This is a genomic window from Enterobacter cloacae complex sp. HYC074_NIDB, from assembly GCF_056673345.1.
Window position 1 is genome coordinate 2,553,856 of the sequence record NZ_CP114214.1, and the last position, 26,707, is coordinate 2,580,562.

General features: G+C 52.0%; 18 protein-coding genes. All 18 read right to left on the bottom strand.

From position 1 onward, the window contains the following. Positions 1–3: 3 nt before the first annotated feature. Positions 4–1,611, bottom strand: coding sequence for a type VI secretion system protein TssA (tssA, locus tag O1724_RS12505; RefSeq protein WP_126297466.1), 1,608 nt, complete (start codon positions 1,609–1,611; stop codon positions 4–6). Positions 1,612–1,630: 19 nt separating this feature from the next. Beyond that, complete coding sequence (locus O1724_RS12510; protein WP_479983881.1) at positions 1,631–5,002, bottom strand: ImcF-related family protein; 3,372 nt, start codon at positions 5,000–5,002, stop codon at positions 1,631–1,633. Then, the gene (locus tag O1724_RS12515) at positions 4,995–6,203 is read right to left on the bottom strand and encodes a membrane protein (RefSeq protein WP_045895798.1); all 1,209 of its coding nucleotides are present in this window, start codon (positions 6,201–6,203) and stop codon (positions 4,995–4,997) included. Before O1724_RS12515 ends, O1724_RS12510 begins: the two co-directional genes overlap by 8 nt. A gap of 2 nt (positions 6,204–6,205) precedes the next feature. Further along, on the bottom strand, positions 6,206–6,469 hold the full coding sequence (locus O1724_RS12520; protein WP_071887075.1) for a PAAR domain-containing protein: 264 nt from the start codon (positions 6,467–6,469) through the stop codon (positions 6,206–6,208). Between the two features lie 624 nt (positions 6,470–7,093). Continuing rightward, positions 7,094–7,453 carry a hypothetical protein gene (locus O1724_RS12525; protein ID WP_126297468.1) on the bottom strand — a complete coding sequence of 120 codons (360 nt, stop codon included), beginning with the start codon at positions 7,451–7,453 and terminating at the stop codon, positions 7,094–7,096. Between the two features lie 9 nt (positions 7,454–7,462). After that, positions 7,463–8,710, bottom strand: coding sequence for a CHAP domain-containing protein (locus O1724_RS12530; protein ID WP_214595398.1), 1,248 nt, complete (start codon positions 8,708–8,710; stop codon positions 7,463–7,465). A gap of 27 nt (positions 8,711–8,737) precedes the next feature. After that, positions 8,738–9,532 (bottom strand): hypothetical protein, encoded by a 795-nt coding sequence (locus tag O1724_RS12535; RefSeq protein ID WP_252061442.1) that lies wholly within the window; start codon positions 9,530–9,532, stop codon positions 8,738–8,740. Positions 9,533–9,651: 119 nt separating this feature from the next. After that, the gene (locus tag O1724_RS12540) at positions 9,652–9,786 is read right to left on the bottom strand and encodes a hypothetical protein (RefSeq protein WP_257394126.1); all 135 of its coding nucleotides are present in this window, start codon (positions 9,784–9,786) and stop codon (positions 9,652–9,654) included. Between the two features lie 90 nt (positions 9,787–9,876). Next, the gene (locus O1724_RS12545; RefSeq protein WP_126297485.1) at positions 9,877–10,713 is read right to left on the bottom strand and encodes a hypothetical protein; all 837 of its coding nucleotides are present in this window, start codon (positions 10,711–10,713) and stop codon (positions 9,877–9,879) included. Positions 10,714–10,733: 20 nt separating this feature from the next. Then, on the bottom strand, positions 10,734–13,499 hold the full coding sequence (locus tag O1724_RS12550; RefSeq protein WP_479982719.1) for a glycoside hydrolase family protein: 2,766 nt from the start codon (positions 13,497–13,499) through the stop codon (positions 10,734–10,736). Between the two features lie 157 nt (positions 13,500–13,656). Beyond that, complete coding sequence (locus O1724_RS12555; RefSeq protein ID WP_063855879.1) at positions 13,657–14,508, bottom strand: hypothetical protein; 852 nt, start codon at positions 14,506–14,508, stop codon at positions 13,657–13,659. Further along, positions 14,509–17,220: a glycoside hydrolase family protein gene (locus tag O1724_RS12560; RefSeq protein WP_479982721.1), complete on the bottom strand. Its 2,712-nt coding sequence runs from the start codon at positions 17,218–17,220 to the stop codon at positions 14,509–14,511. A 72-nt stretch (positions 17,221–17,292) separates the two neighbouring features. After that, the gene (locus O1724_RS12565; RefSeq protein WP_251842251.1) at positions 17,293–19,695 is read right to left on the bottom strand and encodes a type VI secretion system Vgr family protein; all 2,403 of its coding nucleotides are present in this window, start codon (positions 19,693–19,695) and stop codon (positions 17,293–17,295) included. After that, positions 19,692–22,340 carry a type VI secretion system ATPase TssH gene (gene tssH / locus O1724_RS12570; RefSeq protein ID WP_479983882.1) on the bottom strand — a complete coding sequence of 883 codons (2,649 nt, stop codon included), beginning with the start codon at positions 22,338–22,340 and terminating at the stop codon, positions 19,692–19,694. The genes O1724_RS12565 and tssH overlap by 4 nt, the downstream gene beginning before the upstream one ends. 173 nt (positions 22,341–22,513) lie before the next feature. Beyond that, a complete protein-coding gene (hcp, locus tag O1724_RS12575) occupies positions 22,514–23,005 on the bottom strand; it encodes a type VI secretion system effector Hcp (protein ID WP_032611100.1) in 492 nt (163 codons plus the stop codon). 5 nt (positions 23,006–23,010) lie between these two features. After that, positions 23,011–24,681, bottom strand: a complete 1,671-nt coding sequence (locus O1724_RS12580; RefSeq protein WP_479983883.1) for an OmpA family protein — start codon at positions 24,679–24,681, stop codon at positions 23,011–23,013. Next, positions 24,681–25,355 (bottom strand): type VI secretion system protein TssL, short form, encoded by a 675-nt coding sequence (tssL, locus tag O1724_RS12585; RefSeq protein WP_045895871.1) that lies wholly within the window; start codon positions 25,353–25,355, stop codon positions 24,681–24,683. The genes O1724_RS12580 and tssL overlap by 1 nt, the downstream gene beginning before the upstream one ends. After that, positions 25,352–26,695 carry a type VI secretion system baseplate subunit TssK gene (gene tssK, locus O1724_RS12590; RefSeq protein ID WP_045895872.1) on the bottom strand — a complete coding sequence of 448 codons (1,344 nt, stop codon included), beginning with the start codon at positions 26,693–26,695 and terminating at the stop codon, positions 25,352–25,354. The genes tssL and tssK overlap by 4 nt, the downstream gene beginning before the upstream one ends. Between the last annotated feature and the right edge of the window lie 12 nt (positions 26,696–26,707).

A 26,707-nucleotide genomic window follows, 5' to 3' on the forward strand; every position in this document is an offset into this window, starting at 1 on the left:
AATTCAGCCACACAGCACCATGGCACGGGCAGGATCGATGGTAATCAGCCCCGCCAGCAGGGCATCCATCTCAGGCATCAGCCGGATTTTATCGGACTCGCTGCGACCGGCTTTCATGCGCAACAGTTTCAGACGGCGGGCCTGAACTTCGAACATCAGGCCCGGCTCCCAGTCCCCCATCGTCAACTGCGCCGCACCGGATGTCAGCTCGGCCAACAGATGAAGCGCCATGTCGTTACGCCCGTATTGTTCCGCAACACGGGCCATCAGCAGGCGTATCAGCCAGCGATTTCGCGGAGAGTCCAGTCCGGGGCGGGTCTGGAGCCACGTCAGAGCCGCTTCGGGCCCCTCACTGTCACCCTTCTCCATCGCCTCGGCCTCAAGTGACAGCACCTCGTCCCCGTATCCGGTTGCCGTCGTGACCGGCTCGCTACCGAATGACAGCCCTTCCTCATTCACCTTTTCCGCAATCCATCCCGTTGTCACCTCATCGGCAAACGGGGTACCGTCATTCCAGGCCTGGCTTTCAAGCCCGGGCAGACGCCTGAGGAGGAACCGAAGATCCAGCAAGACTGACTCCGCCAGGTTCTCCCAGGGCTGTCCCGCATGGCTGAGTCCCTGCCAGAGGTACCACTGGAGATCGAGCCAGAAATGATTCACCCCTTCGCAGTACATCTGGCCGGCCTGCTCCACCAGCTCAGCCCAGCTTTTTTGCAGGTACAGACGCTTCAGCTGCGCCCGGTACTCTGGTTTAGGCGGAATCAGCCGGGTACGACCACTGCTGTCCAACGGTGGAATTTGATCGACGGTATCCCAGCGAACGGTTTTCATCAGCCGGTGAGAGGCCAGCCACCCCTGGGGTTGTTCTCCGAGCCAGCGGGAGAGTACCTTTGCCTGATCCAGCAAATCGCGCCCCGACTTCACGTCCGTCAGCAGTGGCGACGGAGAAAAGACAGCGTCATGCCCGGTATCCTGAGTGCTGCTGTTCTGGGGGATTAGCGCTGTCACCCCGCCAGAACGCGCCAGACGGTTTTCCAGCGCGCTACAAAGGCCAGCGAATGCGGGTTTTTCATTTTCAGGCCAGTCTGAGACCACCTTACTCAGCAGAGTGACCGCTCCGGCCGTCAGGCCGGCATCATCCCGTTCGACTTCCGGCCAGCGCGAGAGCGTATCAAGTACTTTTGTACTGTTGAGCCACTCCAGCGCGGCTTTCCGGGCATTCGGGCGCAGCGGATGACAGTGTCTGCCATAGCGGGACAACATCGCGACCAGCAGCAGTATCCCTTCCGCCAGGCCTTTCTCGCCGTCACGGCTCAGCCGGGCCTGGGTATACCAGGTAACAACACGGATATCTTTGGCGCATTCACACAGTATTTTTTCCGCCAGCGTGCAGAGCAACTCCGGATCGGTGCCCGAAAGTTTGTTGATTTCTTCACGCATCAGTTGGAAATCATCGTCACAGGCCGGATCGTCACCCGTTTCCTCCCCAGGGCGGATCGGTTTTAACCAGTTCTCCCAGAGGGACAGGGTGCCGGAGGCGCTTTCAGTAAGGCGCAACTGCGCTTCGTGGTTAGTGGTGCATGCCGATAACAGGGCTTCCGGTGAACTCATGTTTTTCCTTGTCTTGTCTTTATTCGACATCTTCAGCGCTGGCCACAACCGTAAAGATGGTTTCAGGCAGCATAAATCCCTGGAGCTTCAGCAGGGCAAGCGGACCGTCACCCAGCTCACTGCGCATAACAAACTTCAGCGGATTACCGTCGGGGGTGATCCAGACCAGCTGTGTGCGGCTTGCATCAAGAGGTGTAATTAATGCCTTATCCAGCAGCCGGATGAATCCCCAGTTCCCCTGGTTGCTGGTGTAGAGCTGCATCCCGCTGTTCACGCTGCGCCAGCGAAGGCTGACACCCGGGTAATACGTGTTTCCCGGCCAGGTAAAGCTCTGCCAGCTTTCCATCTGGTTAAAGAAGTCCAGGTTCTGCTCATCAAGCGTCAGTTGCATACGGGCCACATCACGGGAAGGACGCGCCATTAATTCGAAGTGAACGCCCGCATCGCCCTGGGCAAAAACGATATCCGACAGTTCGGCCAGCTGGTTAATTGCCCGCAGGAAATCCGGGCTCACTTCCATTCCCTGGCTTGCAGAAGGATCCACCACCCAACGGTTCCCCTCCTGGTGGAGAATGCCGCCAAGGCTGGTTTTCAGGAACGTGGCGATGCGACCTGAATCGCCGCGCAGGAACTGAGCCAGCAGCGGTAAGGAGGCATCACTGCCGGTAGCTTTAAACGGATAGCGGCCGGCAAACGCTTTATTCCACTGATCGACAATGGTCGTCTGCCAGCGGGTATTGAGGCTTTCTGCTGCTGGGGTCAGCACCTGCCGCCAGGCCAGATCCAGCGGCTGAACAAACAGTGACTGGCCGAACCCGCTCCACTCCTGGCCCAGACTCGCCGCCACCAGACTGCTGTAGTCACGCGTGTCGGTCAGATCAATAGCCTTGCCCTGGAACACGGTCTGAGCCAGCATTTGAGACATTGCCTGTGGATCCGGCGCGCTGGTGACCTGCTGGAGTTTCAGGCGTACCTGGGTAACACGGGCAAGCCAGGACTGAAAACTCAGGTTACCGTTACGTCCGGTTCCCTCTTTTCCCTCCATGAATCCCGTCAGCGGACCAAACACATCGTCCAGCGGACCGCGCGGTCCCTGCGCCTGTTCGATAAACTGCTTCACGTTCTTTTTCCGGCCAACCAGCTTTTTCGCCGAATCCACTATCGAATCCGCCAGCGCTTCCCCCTTCTCGCCGGTTTTTCCCTGCCATGCCAGGGTATTCATCAGCGCCACCAGTGGTGACTGGCGCACGTCACCGATCAGATTGAGCTGGGCGATCGCGTCAGAGAGCGAGGCCGCTTCGTGCCACTGGATGCTGTTGACCATATTCAGCCAGGCATTGCCGAAATCGGTAAAGTAACGTTCGGTCAGTCTGGACTTCAGCGCTTCCGGCGAAATATCGCTTCCGGGCTGGTGAGTTTTATCCGTCAGCACCCAGTCGATTTCATCGCGGCGGGTTTTAACCACCTCATCAATTGCATCCTGCACCTGTTCTTCCCAGGCCTGGCGGGTAAACATGCCCGGCACCACTTCTTCTGTACTGAAGACGGTGGAGGCATCCGTGTCGCCGGTCATATCGGCAAGCGTTAAATCAGGCCAGTTGCTGGCAACGCGCTTCAGCATGTCCTGGTACAGCCCGGATTCAGCATTACGCTGGCCAATCTGTTTAAGGAGGATCTGGCGCACGGTCGTGACAAGTCCGGCATCAGGCTTAATTTTCCATTCCGGATGTGAAGGAAGATTCTGAGCGTAAAAGCCCAGCAGTTTGGGTGCCATTTCCTGCCAGGCGCCATCTGACATACCCTGCCGTTTCGGCCAGGCCTTCAGCATATTCTTCGCCAGCCATCCTGCTTCGGCTTTGTCCGGTCGGGCCAGCATCAGATAACTTTTCAGCACATCGTAAGCCCGTTGTGTTCCCTGCGTACGGGCATCACTGGCCGGAGGGAGATTAACAAAAGCCTGAAGCTGCTGTTTCAGGTGCGCAGCTGTGGCATCCCGTACCAACAGCGCATTATTACGGGCATACAGCGGCCACAGGGCCACGAGCGTGTCGTGGTCCTGATTGAGTCCAAAGCAGGTGTACCAGGGCGCACCGGTTGCTTCCCGGTTCTGCAGTCGGGCAATCGCCTGCTGGAGCACAAGCTGGTTACGCAGACGCTCTGTCAGCGGGCTTTCAGTATCCGCGGCAAGACGGGCGGTACTCTGAGCCTGGTATATCTGCGCCCGGTTGACGGCAAGCGACAGCAGTGTACCGGCTCCCCAGAGGACAATCAGGGCAAGCACAAGTAAACACAGCCCTTTAAGCCAGTCGAAGGTTAATTTTCTGGCGCGGATGGTAGAGCAGTCATCAATAACGGCTTTCCAGCCGGGCGTATCAAGCCGGGTATTGGGTACTGAACCGGCAACGGCCAGTTCAGGGCTGAACATCGCTCCCCGGAGCCGATAAGCAGCAGAGCCCTGCATCAACCCGTCAAACAGGGCGTGCAGGCCTACCTTCAGGTCCCCCTGCAGGCGGGACGAGAGTTGCAGCAGCCAGTTATGATGCGGGTTGTTCAGCACCTCTGACATCCCGACCTGGCGTAAATGCGGAACCAGCGTATCCAGCGTGCTGAGCGCATCCTGCGAGGTCACGCCAGGGCCAAATAACGCGCCGGTCGCTACAGGGTCAGCCTGATCGCCGGAAGTAGCTGTCCTGTCGATCAGCCATAGCCAGACCGGAGCCTGCCAGCCCAGAAGATAATCGGCTTTCTGGCGGCACCGTAAAAACGCATCGCGCTCTGTATCGGTTGGCAACGCTGCGGTATCCATTACGTGGATGATGCCATCCACAGGTTTGCCAGGACGCAGGCGTTTTAACCGGGACAGGAAGTGCTCGTCGGGAAGAGACTGCGCATCGCCGCCATATACCAGAACATTACCGTCACCTTCCTGCCAGATGTCGTGACAAAGTCCGGGCGCAGCTTTTTCCGTCTCGTCAGTATTACCCTGCACAAGCAGGATCCGGACCTTAGACCGCCAGCGACGTCCATAGCGCATCTCCAGATGTTCTGACATCTGTTCATCACTGTAAGTGGCTACCTGCCCATCACCATCAGCAGACGGGATCTCTGCTGAATGCGCCATGGCCTGCCGTTGGCTATTTCCCCAGTGAAGATAAAGACCCGCTTTCCCCGCATAGCTGAACGCTTTTTCTGTCATCCATCCCAACAGGAATATGGCTGCATTCAACAATGCGCAAAATGTCAGGATGCGCTGTCCATCATACGGTCCCAGCCCGGTGGCAGATGCCAGCCATTGCGGGAACGCATAAAACAGAAATGCGACGGTCGCTGTCAAAAAAAACAGAACTCCAGCCGTTGCGCCAATGAGCGTTTTGACTTTTACCTTAGCCATTCCCTTGATTTTCCTTACGAACGTCTTTTTTATTAACGACGGCTACCCAGACATCTTCTTCGTCTGCTGCTGATTGGGCTGCGATGACCTGTGGGCCATTATCGTGACATGCGGCAGAAGCAAGAATAATGACAAGCCAGGGAGCGGCTCGCCCGGTATATCCCATAGCGTAATCAATACTGCGATTGTCATCTGACAGGCTGAATGTCACTCCGTTATCTTCACAAGCTTTGTTCCACCCGCTCCCGCTGGCAAGAGCTGGTCCTGTATGCCATGCAGCCTTCAGTGATTCAGGGTCTGTGTCGGACCAAAGCAGTGCCCGGTTCAGCGTTTTTACCAGCGCGGGCTCTTTGCCTTTTTCCGGGCGGTGCAGGCACACTGCGTGAGGATAATCAGCAGCCTTTCGGTTGCAGAGCACCACCAGTGTAATGGCATCGGCGTCACCCTGACTGGGGTACGCTGGTACCGAGAATGTCACAGCGGCAAGAATGCCCGGGTTTTCCCAGCGCTGGTCCAGCCAGGTATCAAACGCCGACAGACCTTTGCCAGACAGGAGCCTGAAACTTCTCCCTGTTTTGGCAGCAAGTTCATTTTTGAGATGTGACTCAACGCATTGCCTGATATCGTCATCACAGTCCAGCATCAGGCAGCAGGGAATATCCGTCGGGAGTGTTGCGGTAATATCCTGCACCCGGGCGGCAAGTGTTGAGGTGGTGGCAATGATTTCTGCCTCCAGGTCAACCTGAAATCCTGTCAGGGCTGCATATCTGACAGCGACTTTACTGCCTCGCGGCGTTGAGAACTGCACTATGGGCATAGTATGGCTCGCCGTCTGCAGTAATGCTCCGGGCTTATTTCCTGCAGGGTGCTGAATGTGATAACCCAGCACCCAGCCGCAACGCTGACCACGGCGGATTTCCTGCTGAATCAGCGCTTCCCGCTCAGCATTACGGGATTCAGCCCCGACCTGTTCCGCTTTGTACGCAAACCGCCGCAGGGAAAAGAGCAATCCCCATAAACAAAATGGCAGCCCCAGCGCGGTAAACCAGAAAATGAATCCGTTTCTACCGGAGGTCCATTGCCAGAACGTTAACGTGATACCAGTCACCAGCATAAGTGCCAGAAACAGCAACCAGCGCCGGGGATTGGGGCGCATAACTTTCGGCGCTTTTTCGGGAATGGCGTCCAGCCAGACGGGCATGTTCAACCAACCTTTGCAGGAACAAAAGAACTGATCAAAGTGCAGCCGCAACCGCACCTGTGGCCGTGAAAAGCAACAGGGATACCATTATCCAAATAGTTGGGATTACCTTCGATAATCGTTGTCGGACCATGTCCAGGTATCGGGCAGGAAACCCTGTCACCTTTACGTGCCACGCCAATTCCACCAAAAATCATGGTTTCGGAACAGGTCATTACGGAACCACCGTGGGTGGTTTTGTCGCCTTTTCGAATAATTTGCAACATATTTATTCCTCTGCTGGGATTTAATTTTCATATCACCTGTTAATATTCTCTAAACATTATTTATTTCTTCCTGTCATTCTCAACCCCCCCTGTCCATAAACGAGAGGCTCTCCTTTTATATACATATGGTTTCCTTTTTTCTTAATGTGGAATTGAGGTGACGGATACGCACATCCATCATCTCCGCCTGTATAGACTAAAACATATTCTTTATTATTGTTTTGCATATTATAATCACCATCACATGAGACGGGTGCATGCCATGTAGTTATCCTGATATGTGCTTTTTTTGTTCGTAAAACATATCCACATCATATCGCATATAAACTTGTGAACCATCAGATAACGTTTCACCATTCATTTCAAAGAAATATTTCTCATCAGAGCGAGTAAGTTCTGAGGCACTTGAAGCGTAGTTAAATAAAAACGTTATAAAGAATACAAAACTTGATATCAGGTTGACCATCGCCCCCCCTCTTTAACCGGCACAAAACACGTCAGTTAACTTTAATGGATCTTTATTTATAGTATCAAACGTATATGAACAACTAAACTCAGCAGTCATACTCTCCGGCGCAGAAATGAGCATGTTTTCAAAAATAACAACCCGCCCATTTTTTATTTTCACCCGAAAAGAATAACTCCCATTTTTGTCAGTAAAGTTTTTTTATTTCCATTCAAAACGTCACCATTCAAAAAAGTGGAGTTGACAAAATTGATAAAGAACTTTTTAGATGCCGCACCATTAAATATAACATTTGAATTATGCAAATCGTTGTTATCAAATGATTCTGGAGGGGATTTCCCGAAATCAACAAATAGCTCAGGATGAAGTTTATAAGAAGATAATTTTGAATAATCATTCACTGAAATAATCGGGGGCGTAAACGCCTCTGTAAAATCCCTAAAATAATTAGAATATATCAACTCATCAGCAATTGAAGGTATAGACACGAATAGCAAAAAAAACGATATTCTTTTCATTCATTACCCTTAATGTGTATCAGAATAACTTGAATCAGGTCCAGAAACATTCATAATTTCTAAATCATAAACTTCTGGCCTGACGTTATAACCCTTTGGCTTCATAAAATACTTAACAGCTGTTATCGAGTTGGCTCGGATAGAAATGCAATTTGCAGTTCCTTCTCGCCCACCCCCCTGGTTTCCTCCCAGTATAAGTAGTCGACCCTGAGCGTTAATGCCGCAAACGAATCCAACGTGGCTATATTTCATCACAACAATAGCTCCATAGAAGGGCTTATCTACAACCTCACCATTTTGCCAGGAACCCAGGCCCCAAGAATACGCCAAAGCACTCTTCGTAGCTAATGGAGCATACTTAGTCTGTGTAAAGCACCAGTTTACAAATGAAGAGCACCATGAGCTTTCACCATCTTTGCCCTTAGCGTTAGTTGTGTCATGATATATCTTAATTTTATCATTTAATACAGAATCGGTCTCAATTAAATCTTTATATTTATTATATTCTGATAATGCAATTGGCATCCAGTCTGGGTTATTATTTTTCTGAGCCACACATGAACACTGATTCTTATATCTTTCCCCTTCGCCAATCAAAACATACAACCTTGCAAGCAATTCACTTTTTTGTATAAAACCATCATTATTTCCTTTATTTCCATGTTCTGTAGTGTCTAAACTGGCATTTCTGCCATATGCTTTCTCATTGTCCATTTTTGAATACAGAACTGCATCATTCGGCTTCCCTACACCTTCAGGACAGAATATAAAGGTATAAACATCTTCCGGACTCTTTATTTGCCAAAACTTTTCTTTATCTGAAGTAAAATATAACTTCACATAATCTAATTGTTCAACCTCGTCCATATCTGCAAGCTGCATTTTAGTCAAAGATAAATTGTGAGTTATATTTATTTGTTGCACTGCTATAGAAGTAAACTGAATCAACCCCACTGCATTTTTCTCTACTATACTTTTATCTTCAATTATTTCATTTTTAGTAAATACATGAAGTTCAATTTTAGGTGTAGTCCCCGACTTACTGGAAATAAATATAATATCACCATTTTTATGGCGCGCTTTTCTGTAAGCTACAACAGAAGATGTGAACATTCGATTTGTTTCAACAGACATACATCCCATTAAAACATCAGCATATCTTATTTTATCTTTCTCTCCCCAAATTTCAGAACATATCTTGACAACTTTTTTCCTGAATTCACAAGCCTTAGCAGCACCTAATCTCTGGTTTACCACATCACCCCAGATTAATTGTGCGCAGTCCTATTCAGTGTTTAGTGAATATAAAAACACCACCGGATGAAAATGCCACACCGACTCATCCTTATCAAACGGCGGCACCCTGCTCATCCACTCCAGATCTGACTGCCATTTCTCGCAGTACTTTACTTCCAGTGGGTCCAGATCCTGATAAAACCCTTCCGAGCGCCCCGTCGAACGGCCTTTACTCCATTCGCTGTGATGTTTTACCACCAGACGGTTCACCACATTTTTCACCAGCGGATCACGCACCGCCAGCGCCTGCCTGATTTCCTCTGCCGTCACTTTACCGTCACGGTTGCTCTCCATCTCTGCCATCAGTTCGCGATAAAACGGCGGCACCTGGCTGTACTGATAATCAGCCCCCTGCTCCGCTGACCGGCTTACCGCATCAAACGCCTGGGACACCCAGCCCTCATACGGACTGTCCATCACATCACCGCCGCTCTCTTCCTCCAGCGCGTGAAACCCGAGCTTCAGTAGATCATACTGATTCACATCTTCAACATCGCTTTGCGGTAACCAGCCACTCCCGGTGACTTTGTACCACCAGTTCCGGGAGCCATCCGCAACCGGTGTTGCCGCGTCCCGCGTGAGCAGGCACTGCGCGCCCAGCCTGGCGGAGGTCGGCGTAAATACCGGTTGTCCCGCAGCATCCTGCCGGATAAACAGGTTTTTTCCCTTTGGGACCAGAACTGACCTTTTTTCGCCCCTCACACCTTCCAGGTTGGCTAAAAACCCGGGCATACGGGTATCGGTACTCAGCACTTCCAGATGGATAAACCATTCTTTGTCCACAAGTTTATTCCCCGCACCCGGGGTTTTCGTACACCCCATAAACCCTATAGGTAAATGACGTCGGTTTCAGCAGTAACGTGTCGCGGACAATATCCGAAGAAGAACAGATGACTGTCACATTATATCGCCATGGCTGAGAGGGATTCCACCGCTCTGTGACACAACACATTCAGAAATTCGGTACATTCATACACGTCAACGCGATAATATGACTGGCCGATCAGCTTTTCTACCAGACCGAGTCCTTTATCCATCAGTGACCCGTTAATTGCATTTGTCCTCCTGCCTGCCAAATCAATATCTGCACAATGTTCCTTGATCAGGAAAACCATATTTATTCAAATTTAATATTGAGTTTCTTCTGTGACTTCAAGGCTGGTTCCCATTGAATTTTCATTAAAAGAAAAAGTCACACTCTCATTATCTCTGACCACTGATATTTTTAACGAATTACTCTCCTGCCATGCATAACTAACCTTTGCATCATTGAATTTATCGACTTTATTTGTACTGGGTAGTTGCTTTTTGAATAGCGTATTATCATATTGAATCCTTCTGAATTCCTCATAAGCATCCCTTAATTTCAAATCAGGAAAAAAACACGTATATTTACTTACACCATCATATTCTCGGCTGGGACGCCTCTCCTTACAATAAGTTGCCCAGCTATCTTTTTTTTGATTATTATTCTTTGTTTCCGCCTCTTTAAAGAATAAAGCATAGTTTTGATCCAAAAGAACAAGATAATCATTAACTTCGAGAATCTCACTATAAGGAGGTGGGCATTCATCCCCTGGTAAAAGAGCTGTCAGAAGATAAATATATTTAGGTAGAGACACACCTTCATACTTAAAAAGCCGTTCATATAGTGCCATTGTTTTTTCAGACAAATAATATGATATGGGTGTTTTTTTAATTTTAACATAATCAATCGAACACACATTGTTATCTTCAAGAAAATCATTTTTTATTGTTAGCGTTTTACCACTAAATGTAAATTTTACTTTACTGTATATTTCATTCAAATTGTTAATCGTATTTAAATCATGCTTACCAAAAACATCAACACCAGAAACTTTTTCATACACCCACAGTTTATGATCTACCCCATTATCAGAAATGGCTATCTTTGGAAAAAAACAAAAAAACATCAAAATAATTGAAAAATAAATTTTACTCATGACACAACTCCAGATTAAAATTAACGAGAGAAATCATACGCTCCAGTTAAAAATAAATCACGTTCCTTTTGACGTCGAGTAACAAGCCCGGATACCCCACCATTTGTAATATCCAAAAACTCATTCGCCGCACCTTCATAATTTGCCTGGTTGAGTTTTAAAGTCAATTGTGGTGCTTTACTCATTCGTCCCATATTAAACAGCAAACTAATCAAAGCATCGAATTCATATTGATATAAATCTGTACTGACAGATGCCTTTAATTCTTTAATATAATTCGAGAGTCTAGATTCAAATAATTCATCAGCCTTAGAATTAGTTATTCCATTTCTGAATTCTTCTGGAAGAGATATATCTTCACACCTAGCTCTTGCAATTAAATGTCCATAACCAATAGAACAAAAACCTTCTGAATCATTGTAAGCTGTCGACCTAAAACTTTCCCATTCCTTGATAAAGGCCTTACCCATATCAGAAACGGTCAGTTCACTGATAGCACTCCTACTTTCAGTATCATTATTTTCGTTGCAAAATGTGTTGTTATAACCTTCTCTCAATATATCAATAGGATCTTGTAAATCATTACGTCGTTGAAATGGTGGAGTGGGTGTATTATTTGGAGGCGGCAGAGTTTCATTACCGGGGTAATACTCAAAATGAAGCATATAGACAACCTGACCAGGAATGATATTAGGATGTCGCCGTGTTGATGGATCAATCATCAACCCTGTTTTTGCAATAACAGTCCCCTGCTGGACCTTCTCTCCGTTCCCGAAAACAATGCTTTGAGGATCAACTTCACCATATCTAATATAAAAATGCCGCCCATCATTAGTAGTATGCTCGATAGTGATTTGCCAAGTCCCAAAGTAATAGTGAGAAATACTCCTAACAATTCCATTGCTCACTGCAACAATTTCAGTTAGTGGTTCAGAATATAAATCGCGAGCAGCATGCTTTCTATTCCCTCGAGATCTATTACGCCCAAATATAGCCTGCGATGCATTACTATCAGTCAAAGATGCAGCCCAATAATATCGTTTCCACACCCCTTCGATATCATTTTTAGGTTTTACTTTAAAGGGGAAAATAATTTCTTTGTTTCTCTTTTGACCGATCGCATCCAAGAACACCACCGGATGAAAATGCCACACCGCCTCATCCTTATCAAACGGCGGCACCCTGCTCATCCACTCCAGATCTGCCTGCCATTTCTCGCAGTACTTTACTGCCAGTGGATCCAGATCCTGATAAAACCCTTCCCAGCGCCCCGTCGAACGGCCTTTACTCCATTCGCTGTGATGTTTCACCACCAGACGGTTCACCACATTTTTCACCAGCGGATCACGTACCGCCAGCGCCTGCCTGATTTCCTCTGCCGTCAGTTTCCCGTCATGGTTGCTGTCCATCTCTGCCATCAGTCCGCGATAAAACGGCGGCACCTGACTGTACTGATAATCAGCCCCCTGCTCCGCTGACCGGCTTACCGCATTAAACGCCTGGGGTACCCAGCCCTCATACGGGCTGTCCATCACATCACCGCCGCTCTCTTCCTCCAGCGCCTGAAACCCGAGCTTCAGTAGATCATACTGATTCACATCTTCAACATCGCTTTGCGGTAACCAGCCACTCCCGGTGACTTTGTACCACCAGTTCCGGGAGCCATCCGCAACCGGTGTTGCCGCGTCCCGCGTGAGCAGGCACTGCGCGCCCAGCCTGGCGGAGGTCGGGGTAAATGCCGTCTGTCCCGCCGCATCCTGCCGGATAAACAGGTTTTTTCCCTTTGACACCAGAACTGACTTTTTATCCCCCGTCACACCTTCCGGGTTGGCTAAAAACCCGGGCATACGGGTATCGGTACTCAGCACTTCCAGATGGACAAACCATTCCTTGTCCACAGGTTTATTCCCCTCTGCCGGGGATTCCGTACATCCCATAAACCCGACAGGCGCGCCCGCGCTGACCTGCCATTCTTCCGTTCCTCCCGTCAGTTCCACAGAGTCAAAAGCCCCTTTCTGTTTTGCTCTCTGCATCCACGCCGGCATCAGTCCCTGTATTTCTCCGGCCGGCTCCATCAGCGCCGGATCCAGCGTCACCCAGTACTGTTCTTTTCCCGGAACATTGTCTTTCAGTAAACGGACCAGGCCAAAGGTCGTCAGGGTGGTCTGTCCGTTCCTCGTGACATAAAAACGCCCCGTACGGGAAGACACAAAACGATCGCCTGCCTTCAGGCTTTTGTTCGCTTTCGCCGGGGCAGGATATGTCCCGGCTTCGCCGTTATCCGGCGCCCCCTCCGGCAGCCCGTTCTGCCCGTTTTTATACTGACGTAACAGTATGCCGCTGTGCCCGTCCCTCACTTTGTAGCAGGGAGAGGCAGGATAGTCTGACACCGGAGCCAGATGCATATACAGGCTGTAAAACTCCAGCCAGCTTTTTTCCTTTTGCGGATCGGGCCGGCACAGTGACTTCACCAGCACAAAGCAGCTGCTGTAACGCAGCTGCTGTCCGCAGTACGGGGCTGTCAGGTACTCCTTATTCAACCGGTATGCAACGACAGTACCGTCTGCCATGAACCGGATGGGCTCGGGCTCGCCGGTATTAAGGGCATCCGGGTTAAGCGCCGAGAAGGGACTGGAGACATCACTGATGTGGATACCACCATGCCACAGTCCGTTCGTGCCCAGCAGCCACGTTCCGTGCGCCTCCCCGTCAACAAGACGCATGACTTCATCCGGCGAGCGGAACTCCTGGCCGCTGGTGTTTCTGATGGGGTAACAGATTTTCACAGGCACTCCTTAGCGTGAGAAACGTCCGCGCCGCTGCGCAGGTATTACTGAAGGTCCATCCTGCTGTTGCTCTGCCAGGGAAACCGGGATCTGGCTGAGGCTGGCTCTCTCAAACCATAACCTTCGCGCAATTTTCCAGCGGATTTAGCAAATAAAATTAATCGGGAAGCGACTTAGTCACGACTCGACAACCCTGAACTTCTTTACTGAAGGAAATCTCTGTTTCACCACCATCAAACTGCTGCGAAATGGTAAGATGATCTGGCCCGTCCCATTTATAGATAACGGTAATACATCCGTTATCACATTTCATGGAGAAATTTTTATTTAACTCTATATTTTCCTGGAGATATTTTTTGTTATCATTAGTTAAACTATCTCTATATTTTTGATAAGAACTCAAAATATTTTTATTTTTATAAAAACACTCATCAATATCACCATTTTCAAATATTTTCTCCAGTGGTTGTTCTTTATGTATACATACAGAATTGGGAACATCATCATTTTTATTATTGTGAGAATAAATAATTGCTCTATTATTAAGAATAAAAACTAATGAACCATCAACCTCAATAAAATAAGAAAACGGATAATCACATTTAACAGAAGGATTTATCGGAGTAATTAAGTTTAATTTACCTCCTAGCTTAATGTTATAAGCAGAAAGGAACTTTTTATATAAATCAACTGTTTTTTCACTATGCCAGTATTCCAGAGGAGATATACTTTCCTTACTGTATTCATATTTGCAAATATTGCCGATAGAGACATTAGTGTTATCAATAACAATGTTGTTCCCTTTAAAAATAACATCAATTGAATCCTTAGTAACATCTTCTCCTCCAGGAATAATAGGCTCGGAGATCAGATAACTCACCCAAGACGTAGAATTATTCGGTGATAATATATCCGTCACGACAGGAACGGTTTTAGCATTTAAAAAAAATGAAGCAAACACCAATGGCAGAACTAATATAAATTTATTCATAATAGATTTACGTCGCATTTAATCCTTAGAATCATAAACATTGTTTACAAATAAGTTCCTTTCAGATAACCGTCTTTTCACAAGGCCGGGGTCGCCACCATTTGTTATATCCATGAATTCATCAGCCGCAGATTCATAGTTTTCTGAATTTATTAACCTCAATAAATTCGGAGCCCCGTTAGATGAAAAGAAAAATTCCCCACAGTTAAATAACAAACTAACAAGTGCGTCAAACTCATATTGATATAAATCAACATTAATATTTCTTTTGACACCATTTTCAAATCTAACCAAATCAATATCAAATATTTCATTTGCTTTACTTTGAGTGATTCCGCCTTGATACTCAGTTGGCAATGAAATATTCTCACATCTTTTACTGTCTATTAAATGACCATATCCTATAGTGCAATGTCCGTGCGAGTCATTATAAGCGTTAAGGCGTAATGATTCCCATCCTTTTATAAATATCTTACCATTTTCTGATGTATGTAGTGTTGTTGTATCCAAACGTTCTTCCTTCGAGGTACTATTATTAAATGTATTAGCATACCCTTCCGACAAAATTTCAATAGGATCAACCAAATCACTACGCCTTAAAAATGGAGGCTTTGTTTTGTCTGTAAGTGGAGGATTAATACTACAAGAGACTTTGCTAGTATATAATTCAAGATGGAGCATATAAACAATGACATTTCCTAATTTCAACCTTGGTCGATTGGTTTTCGGATTTATAAGTTTCCCTGTATTACCTATATGTTGTCCTTGTTTTACTTCATCCCCAATTTTTACTTTAATACTCGGTGGATCAAGCTCCCCATATCTAACAATAAATTTACGTCCATCTGTTGTTGTATGAAAAATAGCAATCTCATTGGTTCCATCATAGAAAGGATTTGTACCAAGAACTTTGCCATCACAGATTGCTACCACTTTTTCATAAGGTTTAGTATACAAATCACGTGCAGCGTGCTTTCTGGCCCCTCCATTACGATTGGTTCCATATGCAGCCATGTTAGACTGATGCATATTTCTCCAGTCATAATGAGACCATATATGCCCGGGATCGTTTTCCGGCTTCACGGTTAGCGGAAAAATTACCTGCTTATCAAGCTCATGCTCAATCGCATCCAAAAACACCACCGGATGAAAATGCCATACCGCCTCATCCTTATCAAACGGCGGCACCCTGCTCATCCACTCCAGATCCGCCTGCCATTTCTCGCAGTACTTTACTTCCAGTGGGTCCAGATCCTGATAAAACCCTTCCCAGCGCCCCGTCGAACGGCCTTTACTCCATTCGCTGTGATGTTTCACCACCAGACGGTTCACCACATTTTTCACCAGCGGATCACGTACCGCCAGCGCCTGCCTGATTTCCTCTGCCGTCAGTTTCCCGTCATGGTTGCTGTCCATCTCTGCCATCAGTTCGCGATAAAACGGCGGCACCTGGCTGTACTGATAATCAGCCCCCTGCTCCGCTGACCGGCTTACCGCATTAAACGCCTGGGGTACCCAGCCCTCATACGGACTGTCCATCACATCACCGCCGCTCTCTTCCTCCAGCGCCTGAAACCCGAGCATCAGTAGATCATACTGATTCACATCTTCAACATCGCTTTGCGGTAACCAGCCACTCCCGGTGACTTTGTACCACCAGTTCCGGGAGCCATCCGCAACCGGTGTTGCCGCGTCCCGCGTGAGCAGGCACTGCGCGCCCAGCCTGGCGGAGGTCGGGGTAAATGCCGGCTGTCCCGCCGCATCCTGCCGGATAAACAGGTTTTTTCCCTTTGGCACCAGAACTGACTTTTTATCCCCCGTCACACCTTCCGGGTTGGCTAAAAACCCGGGCATACGGGTATCGGTACTCAGCACTTCCAGATGGACAAACCATTCCTTGTCCACAGGTTTATTCCCCTCTGCCGGAGATTCCGTACATCCCATAAACCCGACAGGCGCGCCCGCGCTGACCTGCCATTCTTCCGTTCCTCCCGTCAGTTCCACAGAGTCAAAAGCCCCTTTCTGTTTTGCTCTCTGCATCCACGCCGGCATCAGTCCCTGTATTTCTCCGGCCGGCTCCATCAGCGCCGGATCCAGCGTCACCCAGTACTGTTCTTTTCCCGGAACATTGTCTTTCAGTAAACGGACCAGGCCAAAGGTCGTCAGGGTGGTCTGTCCGTTCCTCGTGACATAAAAACGCCCCGTACGGGAAGACACAAAACGATCGCCTGCCTTCAGGCTTTTGTTCGCTTTCGCCGGGGCAGGATATGTCCCGGCTTCGCCGTTATCCGGCGCCCCCTCCGGCAGCCCGTTCTGCCCGTTTTTATACTGACGTAACAGTATGCCGCTGTGCCCGTCCCTCACTTTGTAGCAGGGAGAGGCAGGATAGTCTGACACCGGAGCCAGATGCATATACAGGATGTAAAACTCCAGCCAGCTTTTTTCCTTTTGCGGATCGGGCCGGCACAGTGACTTCACCAGCACAAAACTGCTGCTGTAACGCAGCTGCTGTCCGCAGTACGGGGCTGTCAGGTGCTCCTTATTCAACCGGTACGCAACGACAGTACCGTCTGCCATGAACCGGATGGGCTCGGGCTCGCCGGTATTAAGGGCATCCGGGTTAAGCGCCGAGAAGGGACTGGAGACATCACTGATGTGGATACCACCATGCCACAGTCCGTTCGTGCCCAGCAGCCACGTTCCGTGCGCCTCCCCGTCAACAAGACGCATGACTTCATCCGGCGAGCGGAACTCCTGGCCGCTGGTGTTTCTGATGGGGTAACAGATTTTCACAGGCACTCCTTAGCGTGAGAAACGTCCGCGCCGCTGCGCAGGTATTACTGAAGGTCCATCCTGCTGTTGCTCTGCCGGGGAAACCGGGATCTGGCTGAGGCTGGTTCTTTCGAATACCTGCGCGACATTCTTCAGTGACGCCCCTGTACCAGGAACCAGATAGGTCGCCACTTTCATTATCATCATCCCTTCGGAGCCATGCTCTATCCCATTCTGGTTCAGCTTCAGGTATGACCCGCCGCCATTCAGCGTCAGCGTTTTCGGGGTGCTGATGATGATTTCATCTTCGCTGCTCGTCACGGTCAGTTGCTTTTCAGCAAACAACGCCAGGGTGTTGTGCTGAGCCTGTATTTCCACATCCCCCTGGTTTGCAACCAGCTTTGCTCCTTCCTTATGCACAAACAACCCCAGCGCCTTCTCCACCGAAACCGACAGGTTTTTCATTGCACCGATATCAAGGTGTTCACCTGCGTTTATCATGGTGTTCTTCGTACTGGTCAGTTGAAGATGTTCACCGGAGGTAACAGCCACTCCCTGCGGGGCGCTGGCCAGCAGCACCGCCGACTGAAGTTCTCTTAACCGTTCCGAGACCAGGTTAGCCTGCGTGCTGATATCCGACACCAGCGCACCGGCTGCTTCAGCCGCGCCATTCAGCGCCTGCATCTGGCTGTTAGCCTTGTTAATCTGATTCACCGCCGGACTCATCTCCAGTACCGGCCCGTGCGCCTTCGGCTGTTCATGCGCGGACAGATAAAGTCCTTTCGCCGCACGGACCGCGCCATATTCATCCGTGCGCAGTTCAAAACCGCTACCGCGCTGTGAGCGCTGCGTATCAACCAGATGGCCCATATTGAGCTGGGTTTTGCCGTACTCCGTGGCGAGTTTGATATGCTCCTCACCGCGTTTGTCTTCAAGCCGCAGCTTGTTATTTGCAGGCGTGCGCAGCACGTTGCGCGTATGGTTATCACGAGTGACATGATCCGGATGTTCGGAGTCATGCAGGGCATATGCAATATACGGACGATCGGGGTCCCCGCTGTCAAACATCACCGACACTTCCGTGCCGTCAAGCAACGGCGCATGCCAGCCGTAGGTATCACCGGCATACGGTTTTGCCAGCCGCAGCCATAGATACGCATATCCCTGTTCAGTGCTGTTGCGGTCAAAGTCAAGCCTGACCCGGTAGCGTCCCTGTGAATCAAGCCAGGCGTAAGTGTCGCCTTTTTGCATGCTTTCCACCCTTGCCGGCAGCGAACCGGAGATCACCGGGCGGTTGAGCGATTTCGGGCGGTAACAGACCGTTTCACTGTATGGGATCCCCGCGAACTTCACCCGGAAACTGTCCTGACGCGAGCCGCTGGCTTCCACAGTAGTGATAACTATCCCGTCCTTCAACACCTCCGGCAGACCTGCATCCGTTTCCAGCACCTGGCCCGGTGTCAGATGCGGGCAGGAGCTGTGCCCACTGACGGTATACTGTTCGTTCAGGATGCGTTCATGGCGCAGACGAGCAAAGAACGCACCGGTTTCAGGACTTTCCGTATCGCCTGCTGTCAGAAACGGCTCTGCATAATGATAGATCTCACCTGTGGTGATCCCTTTCCGCCCGCTGACGCTGACCGTACTGTCCTGTGGCGTCAGCGCATCCCGGTAGTTGTAATCCCGGGTAGTCACCCCGCCGCTGACAACATGGTACGCGGTATGGATATCCCAGACACTTTCCTGCCCGCTGTCGCTCATGCCGGACGGGTTTCGCAGCGGCAGGGTCACGCCAAACTGATACTGCTCCGGGCTATCCTGGAAAATAATGACATCCTGTTCAAGACGGCTGTCCATTTCGAACCGCCAGAAAATTCCCACTTCGGCCAGCAGTCGCTGAATAAATTCAAGATCGGTTTCCCGCCACTGAGTAATCAGCTCTCGGGCTGGGTATTCACGGGACAGACGAAACTCAAAGTCCGCCCCTTCCAGACCGTGCCTGCGGAGTACTTTTTCCACGACGTCAGTAACGGAATGATTGAGAAAAATCTCACACCTTTTCGTTTTCGCTAACAGGGCGATACGTGGCACCAGCGCCAGGGTATATACGGTATCTTCTTTTGAGGTGGATACACGTTTAAACGATTCCACCATGCCATAAACGGTACGTACCGGCATAGCCGGCGTCCCGTCAAACACCGGGGTCTGAAACGTAAAAGATGCGGGTTTTAACAGCACAGCGTCACCGGCAATATCCGGCGAGGAAGAGGTCACGGAGATATCAAATCGCCAGGGTTGGCTCAGAGTCTCCACCGAACTGAATTTCAGTACATCAAGAAATTCAGTGCAGCCATGCACATCCAGCCGATAACGTGACTGACCGAGCAACTGCCTGACCAGACCAGTCGCATCGTTTAACAGTGAATCACTCATGGCTGTATTCCTCTATTCTCGCCATCAAATGCCAGCACAATCCCCTCCTCCTCATTCCAGCCCAGCGTAAGATGCTGCGGCTTCTGCCCCGCTGCCATATGCATCAGCAGCTGCTGGCTCAGCACCGGCAGGATCTGCTGGTTCAGCAGACTGTCAACATTGCGCGCCCCGGTGTCCGGCAGCAGGCAGGCGGCGGTCAGCGCGTCGTACAGGCTTTCGTGGATATCGGTCTTCATACCGTAGTGACGGTTGAGGCGTTTACTGACCTGCGCCAGCTTCATTTCCACGATGGTGCGCATCGCTGCCTGCACCAGCGGACGGTAAATCACCGTCTGGAAGCGCGCCAGCAGCGCGGGCTGGAAGTGGTCCCGCAGGACAGGACGCAGCAGTTCATGCAGGTCCGGCTCTGTCGCCTCCGGCTGTTCCTCCAGCATCTGCATGATGAGGTCGCTGCCGAGATTGGAGGTCATCAGAATCACCGTGTTGCGGAAGTCAATTTCCCGCCCCTCGCCGTCGCGCATGAAGCCCCGGTCAAACACCTGGTAGAACAGGTTCATCACGTCCCGGTGCGCCTTTTCCACTTCATCCAGCAGCACCACGCTGTACGGGCGCTTACGGACGGCTTCGGTCAGAATGCCGCCCTGACCGTAACCCACGTAGCCCGGAGGTGAGCCCTTGAGCTGCGAGACGGTGTGTGGCTCCTGGTATTCCGAAAGGTTGATGGTGATAAGAGACTTCTCGCCGCCGAACAGTTCATCGGCCAGCGCCAGGGCGGTTTCGGTCTTGCCGGTGCCGCTCGGCCCCACAAGCAGGAACACGCCCTGCGGGCCGTTCTCCGGCGCCAGACCGGTTTTGCTGGCGCGCAGGCGCTGCGCAATGGCATTGAGAGCACTGTCCTGACCGACAACGCGTTTCGCCAGACTGTGCTCAAGGCTCAGCAGTTCCGTCTGCTCGTCCTTCATCAGGGAAGAGAGCGGTACGCCCGTCCAGTCGGCGATAACGGTGGCGACGGTACGCGCGTCCACATCCAGCCCCAGCAGCGGTGTATTCTGCTGCACGGCAGTAAGCTGCATCTGAAGGTCAGCAATCTCCCCCTGACGGGAGATATCCGTGCGGCAGGCAAGCAGTTCTTCCGTGATTTTCAGCTCCTGACCGTACCGGGTTTCCCGTTCGTCGAGCTGCAAAATGATGGCGACTTCTTCCTCTCCGATGGCCGCCAGACGCTCGCCGTGGGCGGTATTGCCCACCGCGATATCCTCCAGCAGCGCCTGTTTCTCCATAGCAAGGGCCGTGAGCTGCGCCTTCATGCGGGTCAGCGGCTCCGGAATAGTGTCGAGGCTCATACGGACACGGGCAGAGGAGGTATCCAGCAAATCCACCGCCTTGTCCGGAAGCTGGCGTCCGGTCAGATAGCGTCTGGAGAGCGTAACGGCGGCTTTAACCGCTTCATCGGTAATATGCACGCCGTGGTGCTCCGCGTAGCGTGACTTGAGTCCGCGCAGCATCAGGCAGGCGGTGTCGTCGTCCGGTTCATCAACTTTAACCATCTGGAAACGACGCTCCAGCGCGGCGTCGCGCTCAAAGTACTGTTTGTACTCGCTCCAGGTTGTCGCGGCAATGGTACGCAGTTCACCGCGGGCCAGTGCCGGTTTCAGCAGGTTGGCCGCATCGGCGCCGCCCGCCTGGTTGCCCGCGCCGATAATGGTGTGCGCCTCGTCAATGAAGAGCAGAACCGGCAGGGGTGACTGCTGCACCGCGTCGATGATGTTTTTCAGGCGCTGCTCGAATTCCCCCTTCACACCCGCCCCGGCCTGTAACAGGCCGAGGTCAAGGGTGCGCACCGAGACCGGCTTCAGCGCGTCCGGCACATTGCCCTCATGAATGCGCAGCGCCAGTCCTTCCACGAGCGCGGTCTTGCCGACTCCCGGTTCGCCGACCAGAATCGGGTTGTTCTTGCGGCGCCGGGAAAGAATTTCCACCATCTGGCGGATTTCATTGTCGCGGCCACAGACCGGGTCGATTCTGCCCTCACGGGCGCGGGCGGTGACGTCGAGGGTGAACCTGTCCAGCGCATTCTGCAACGCCGGGTTCAGCTCTCCTTTTATATCCGCATTCACCGGACGGCCGACAAACTCCACCTCATCCCCCTGCGTAAGCTCCGCTTCCTGCTGCACCTCCGGGCGCTCATCCGACTGCGCATCCAGAAGTCCACGCAGGCGCTCAAGCTGGCTCTGCGCCAGCGTCAGCAGCGGCCACAGGCCGTCGCAGCGCAGCAGTTTCGGTTTTTCCACCAGAGCCATCAGGAGGTGAATGCTGCGGATATGCTCTTCCCCCGCCAGCGAGGCGTGCAGCCAGGCGTCCTGCATCAGTGACTGCACGCCATCCGAAAGCTGCGGACGGCTGCGCACTGACCGTGGCAGGCTGTCCAGAAAACCCAGCATATCCTGCCATATCGTATCCATATCCCATTCGTAGCGCCGTGCCAGCACCGTCAGGTCGCCCTCACCCTGTTCCAGCAGTTTCAGCAGCCAGTGCTCAGGCAGGATTTCCGCATGGGCGCGGGTCTGGCACAGGGAAGCGGCCCCTTCCATCGCGCGGGCACAGTAAGGGTTAAGACGGCGTAACAGGATGGCTGGATTTTCCATGAGACTCTCTCTTTATCAGTTCCGGACACGCTACCGCCCGTCGCTGTTCCCTGTTATTCAGGAACCCAAAGCGCATCAGGTCGGGCAGGCAGATTGTGTTTTTCTTTGCTGACCACCCGTCAGTGCAGGCGCTCAGCAAAAAAAGCAGACGGCTGACCGTCTGCTCGGGGCTCTTACGCGGTGGTACGTTCGTTCCAGGAATCGGAATGAATGATGTTGCCGTCCTTGTAGGTCCAGGTGATTTTTTCGTAGCGCAGTTCAATCTGCTCGAGGTGGTTGTGCTTCTCGAAAGCAGGATCCTTGATGTCATGCATCTTCGGATTCACTTTCACCAGCTTCACGTTCTCAAGCTTGGTGTTGAAGTACTCCACTTCCTGGCCTGCGTCATTGATTCTGTACCATTTGAACTCGGCCGATTTCAGGGTCTGGCCGGTCGTCACCGCCTTGTACAGGTACGGGCTGGAGGAGTCGATTTCCTTGGTGAACAGGAACGGGGTGTGGATACGGGTGCCGGTCAGCTTGCCGGTATTGTTATCGGTCGGGATGTACAGGTTGTGCTCCTGGGCCACCACTTCGATACTGCCTTCACGATCTTTCACGTCCACGGACCCTTTGATGTCCGCGCCGCCGTCGTCCTTCAGCCACAGATAGACTGGAATTGCCATGTTAATTACTCCGTTACATTGTTATCAGCGCCATCATCCTGCGATGACGCATGGGTCGTGCCCGGTGCCTGACAGGCATTCGCCTGCGGCACCAGACTGATTTCGACACGGCGGTTCAGCGCCCGGCCTTCAGCCGTGTCGTTGGTGGCGACAGGACGGCTTTCACCATAGCCCTGCACCGCAAAACAGCTTTCCGGCACGTCGCCGGTATCCCGCATCCAGTCGCGCACCGACTCCGCGCGCTTAAGCGACAGCACCTGGTTGGACTGGTCATCCCCGGTGCTGTCGGTATGGCCCGCCACCACAATCAGCCAGCCGGGCTTCGCCTTGATCCCCACCAGTGAGTTCACCAGCAGCTTTGTTGAGGCGGGTTTAAGCGCCCACTTTCCGGTATCGAACAGTGACATGCTGTCGAGGCGGATGATTTTCGGTACCGGTTCCATGGCGGGAGCTGGTGGCGGCACATACGTGTCAATCGCCTTCTGTAACGCCAGCCACAGACGCTGACCGGGGTAATAGCCCAGCGCATACCTGAGCGGTTCCCCCTGCCGCTGCCAGCGCTCCAGCAGAAGGGCGTCCTGTTTCAGTGCGGCAAGTGACTGCGCCTTCGGCTCATAATGGTTCATGGGGATGGCATACCAGCGCTGTAGATTCATTCCCACCTGGCGGATCAGCGCCGCGTTATTCATGGCAGAAAAACCAAGGGCGTTAAGAACGCAGGCCAGGACCCACACAATGAGACGGCGGGTGCGCTTCCCGCCCTGAACAGGTGCGCAGTAAGGCGTGAGCAACGGTAGTACCGCATCAGGAAAACGACCGGATGCCTCCGCCATTTCGTCTGTCTGCGGCAGAAGCAGGTGTGTCAGGCGACAAAGCCAGAGTGCCCATAAAGACGTATTGCTGGCTGAAGCGCCGCCGCTTTTCAGAGCCACCGCAAACGGGTGGACCGGCGGAAATAACCGATCTTCTTTCGCCAGTTCATCCATAAGAAGGGTGCGCATAAAAGCAAAGCCTTCCCGCAGTACAGGCATCAGCGCCAGACGATTTGCCTGTTGCCAGTCGTCCGTAGCCTGTGGCGTCTCATCAACAGGGTAAACAACCGGTTTGTCGCCATGGACAATAACCCACGGGGTTTCAGGGCCGGAAAACTCAGCGCTCAGGATCACCGGCGGAGTGAATCCGGCGATCAGGCTCAGCTGTTTCATCTGCTGGCGCAACGCTTTCAGGGTCGCGCGCAACACCGCTTCATCCTGGTACCCGTCGGGATGGGAGGCATACATAACGGCGATCTGTCCAGCCTGGCGCGGCTGCCGCTCCTGAATATCGCGCACGAAATCACTGAGCCTGCTGACGTCATTCACCCGCAGCCACCAGCCATGCGCTGTTTTACGCAGAGTATGCTCCCCGAACAGGGCATCCAGTCTGTCTCCGCAAACAAGAACAACCGGACCCGCATCAGCAAGTACGGGCAGATCAAAACTAGTCCCGCCATTGCCCTGAGCCTGGCTGAAACGGCTTTTTCGCCGGATCTGCCAGACGGCCAGCGCAACAATGCACAGCGTCATCACGCCTTTAAACAGCGTGCCTGCCGGAATGAAGCCCCACAGAAGCCATAAAAGCGCCGCGGCACCCGCCAGTACGTGGAATATCAGAGAAACCATGACCGATTTACGCATTAATGGGGCAACTCCGGTAACTGCGCGGACAGCAGAGCCTGGAGCCAGAGATGACCGCCCCACCATACGGCACCGGTGATTACCGCCGCCGCCGCGATCCAGAACCAGACAGAGCGCAGCAGGCTGTAACGGTGTTTTCCGGTCCTGCGAACCACCAGAGAAAGGCCGGCATCAAGAGGCGGAACCCGCTCAGCAAGCGCTTTCATTGCCTCTTCACGCTGGGTCTGGCTGACAGAGCCCATGCTGTACAACCCCTGGAATCCCAGCGCGAGCACCCGGTGATAGCAGGTCAGAACGGCCATGTTTGGCGCTGGCTGGCGCAATACTTCCGCAATACGATCCCACAGGGCTTCACCTGCATGCAGCGACCCAAAATAGCGCGCCTGTAGCGGCGCTTTTCGCCAGGCTACCTGGCCCGCATCAGCATCTGCCCCGTCAGGCAGTTTTCTGCTCATGACCACTTCGTCAAGCAGCGCACATTGCGCATAAGAGATATGATCGACACTGGCTTCATCATATCCTGCTCGATCCAGCGCCTCGCGCACGCTTTCCACATGTTTGCAGCAGGTGTCGTACAGCACATTCCCGTCAGGCGTTGTTGCCCCCTGCTTAAGCAGGGTGACGGTGAGCCAGGTCTCCGCCATCAGAGCATCGATATCGGTTTCTTTTCTCATGATCGCAGTACCGCAAACAGTTCAAGTTCAAGCTGTCCCAGCAAAGCAGGCACATAGAACATACAGATCCCCTGCTCCAGCATGTCCCGTGCCGCAGCACTTTCCATGTCCAGCGCGAAGTACTGGTTCTCCATTCGCACCGGTAACGCAGCAGGCACGCGATTCACGGCAATGAGTGGGATCCCCTGCAGCGCAACGGTGGAAATCGCATTCACATCATCCGGGGAACCCGCCTTGCATAATGCCGGGAATTTCTCCGCCACTTGCCAGGCTGGAACGTCAGACCGGACAGAGAGCCAGAGATCGGCTTCTTCACGCAGCCGAATGTCGTGCAGCGAGGCTTTCCAGGTCTGGGCGTCAGGTCGGGACATCTCCAGCGCTATCACACGGGACGGCAGGCTGGCTTCCAGTAAACCGGCGATCAGTTCAAACAGCGGTGGAAACGTCATTTCAGGCCGGGCGTGGTCATAGCCAGGGATTGCGTCCAGATCGCTGTCCAGAGAAAACGTCAGCATACTGCCCGCAAGCCGCGCAAGCTCTGCCCACACCTGTTCCGGATGGCGAGCCGGAAAACGTTCAAACTCGACCAGTACCCTGGCATGAGAGTTAAGCGCATTGAGAAGCCAAAAAAGAGAAACATCCGCCACAGCAAAATCCGCCAGGCGCTCATTACTTTCCCGACGCATAGCCATCAACCGTTGGCGGCGGGAGCGAAGCTGGCGGTTCAGTAACACCAGCCTTTCCCGCATCGCCGGGCTGGCAGAAAACAGGGCCATAGGCGGAATGAATGCCGGATCATGACGCCAGCTCCCCTGTCCGTCCCGGATCAGCCGTGCAACCGGACAGCACTGCCACGACGCGTTATCCTCATGCTCAAAACGGATCGCCAGATTAAAGCGGGCAACAGCGACGGACTCCTCTTCGCTGCCAAACGCATCCTGAACATTGACCCACTCCTCACGATAGCGGAGCGGCCGATCAGCCACTGCCGCTTCCTGGAGCACGTTATTTAACCCGGACTGCATCAACGGCAGGGCAATCACCACCGTAACCGCGTCTGAATGAGGTGATAAATCCAGTTCACGCGGTTCCGGCGGCAGGTCGCTGACTACCGTATCCACCAGCGTGCCATCGGGCAGCCAGAGCCGCAGCTGTGAAATCTGTATCAGACCTGTTTCCAGCAGTCTTTCATCAATTTCAACTCGCTCAACGCCCCATGCAAACGGCGAGGCAAGTGCCGCAACGCCTGTGCTGCGAAAAGTTTCCCAGTCGGACTGTTGCTGGAATTGTTGAGGGGACAGCAACGCCCCCTCGTTCCACAGCGGACGATAAATTTTCATCCCTGCTACCGC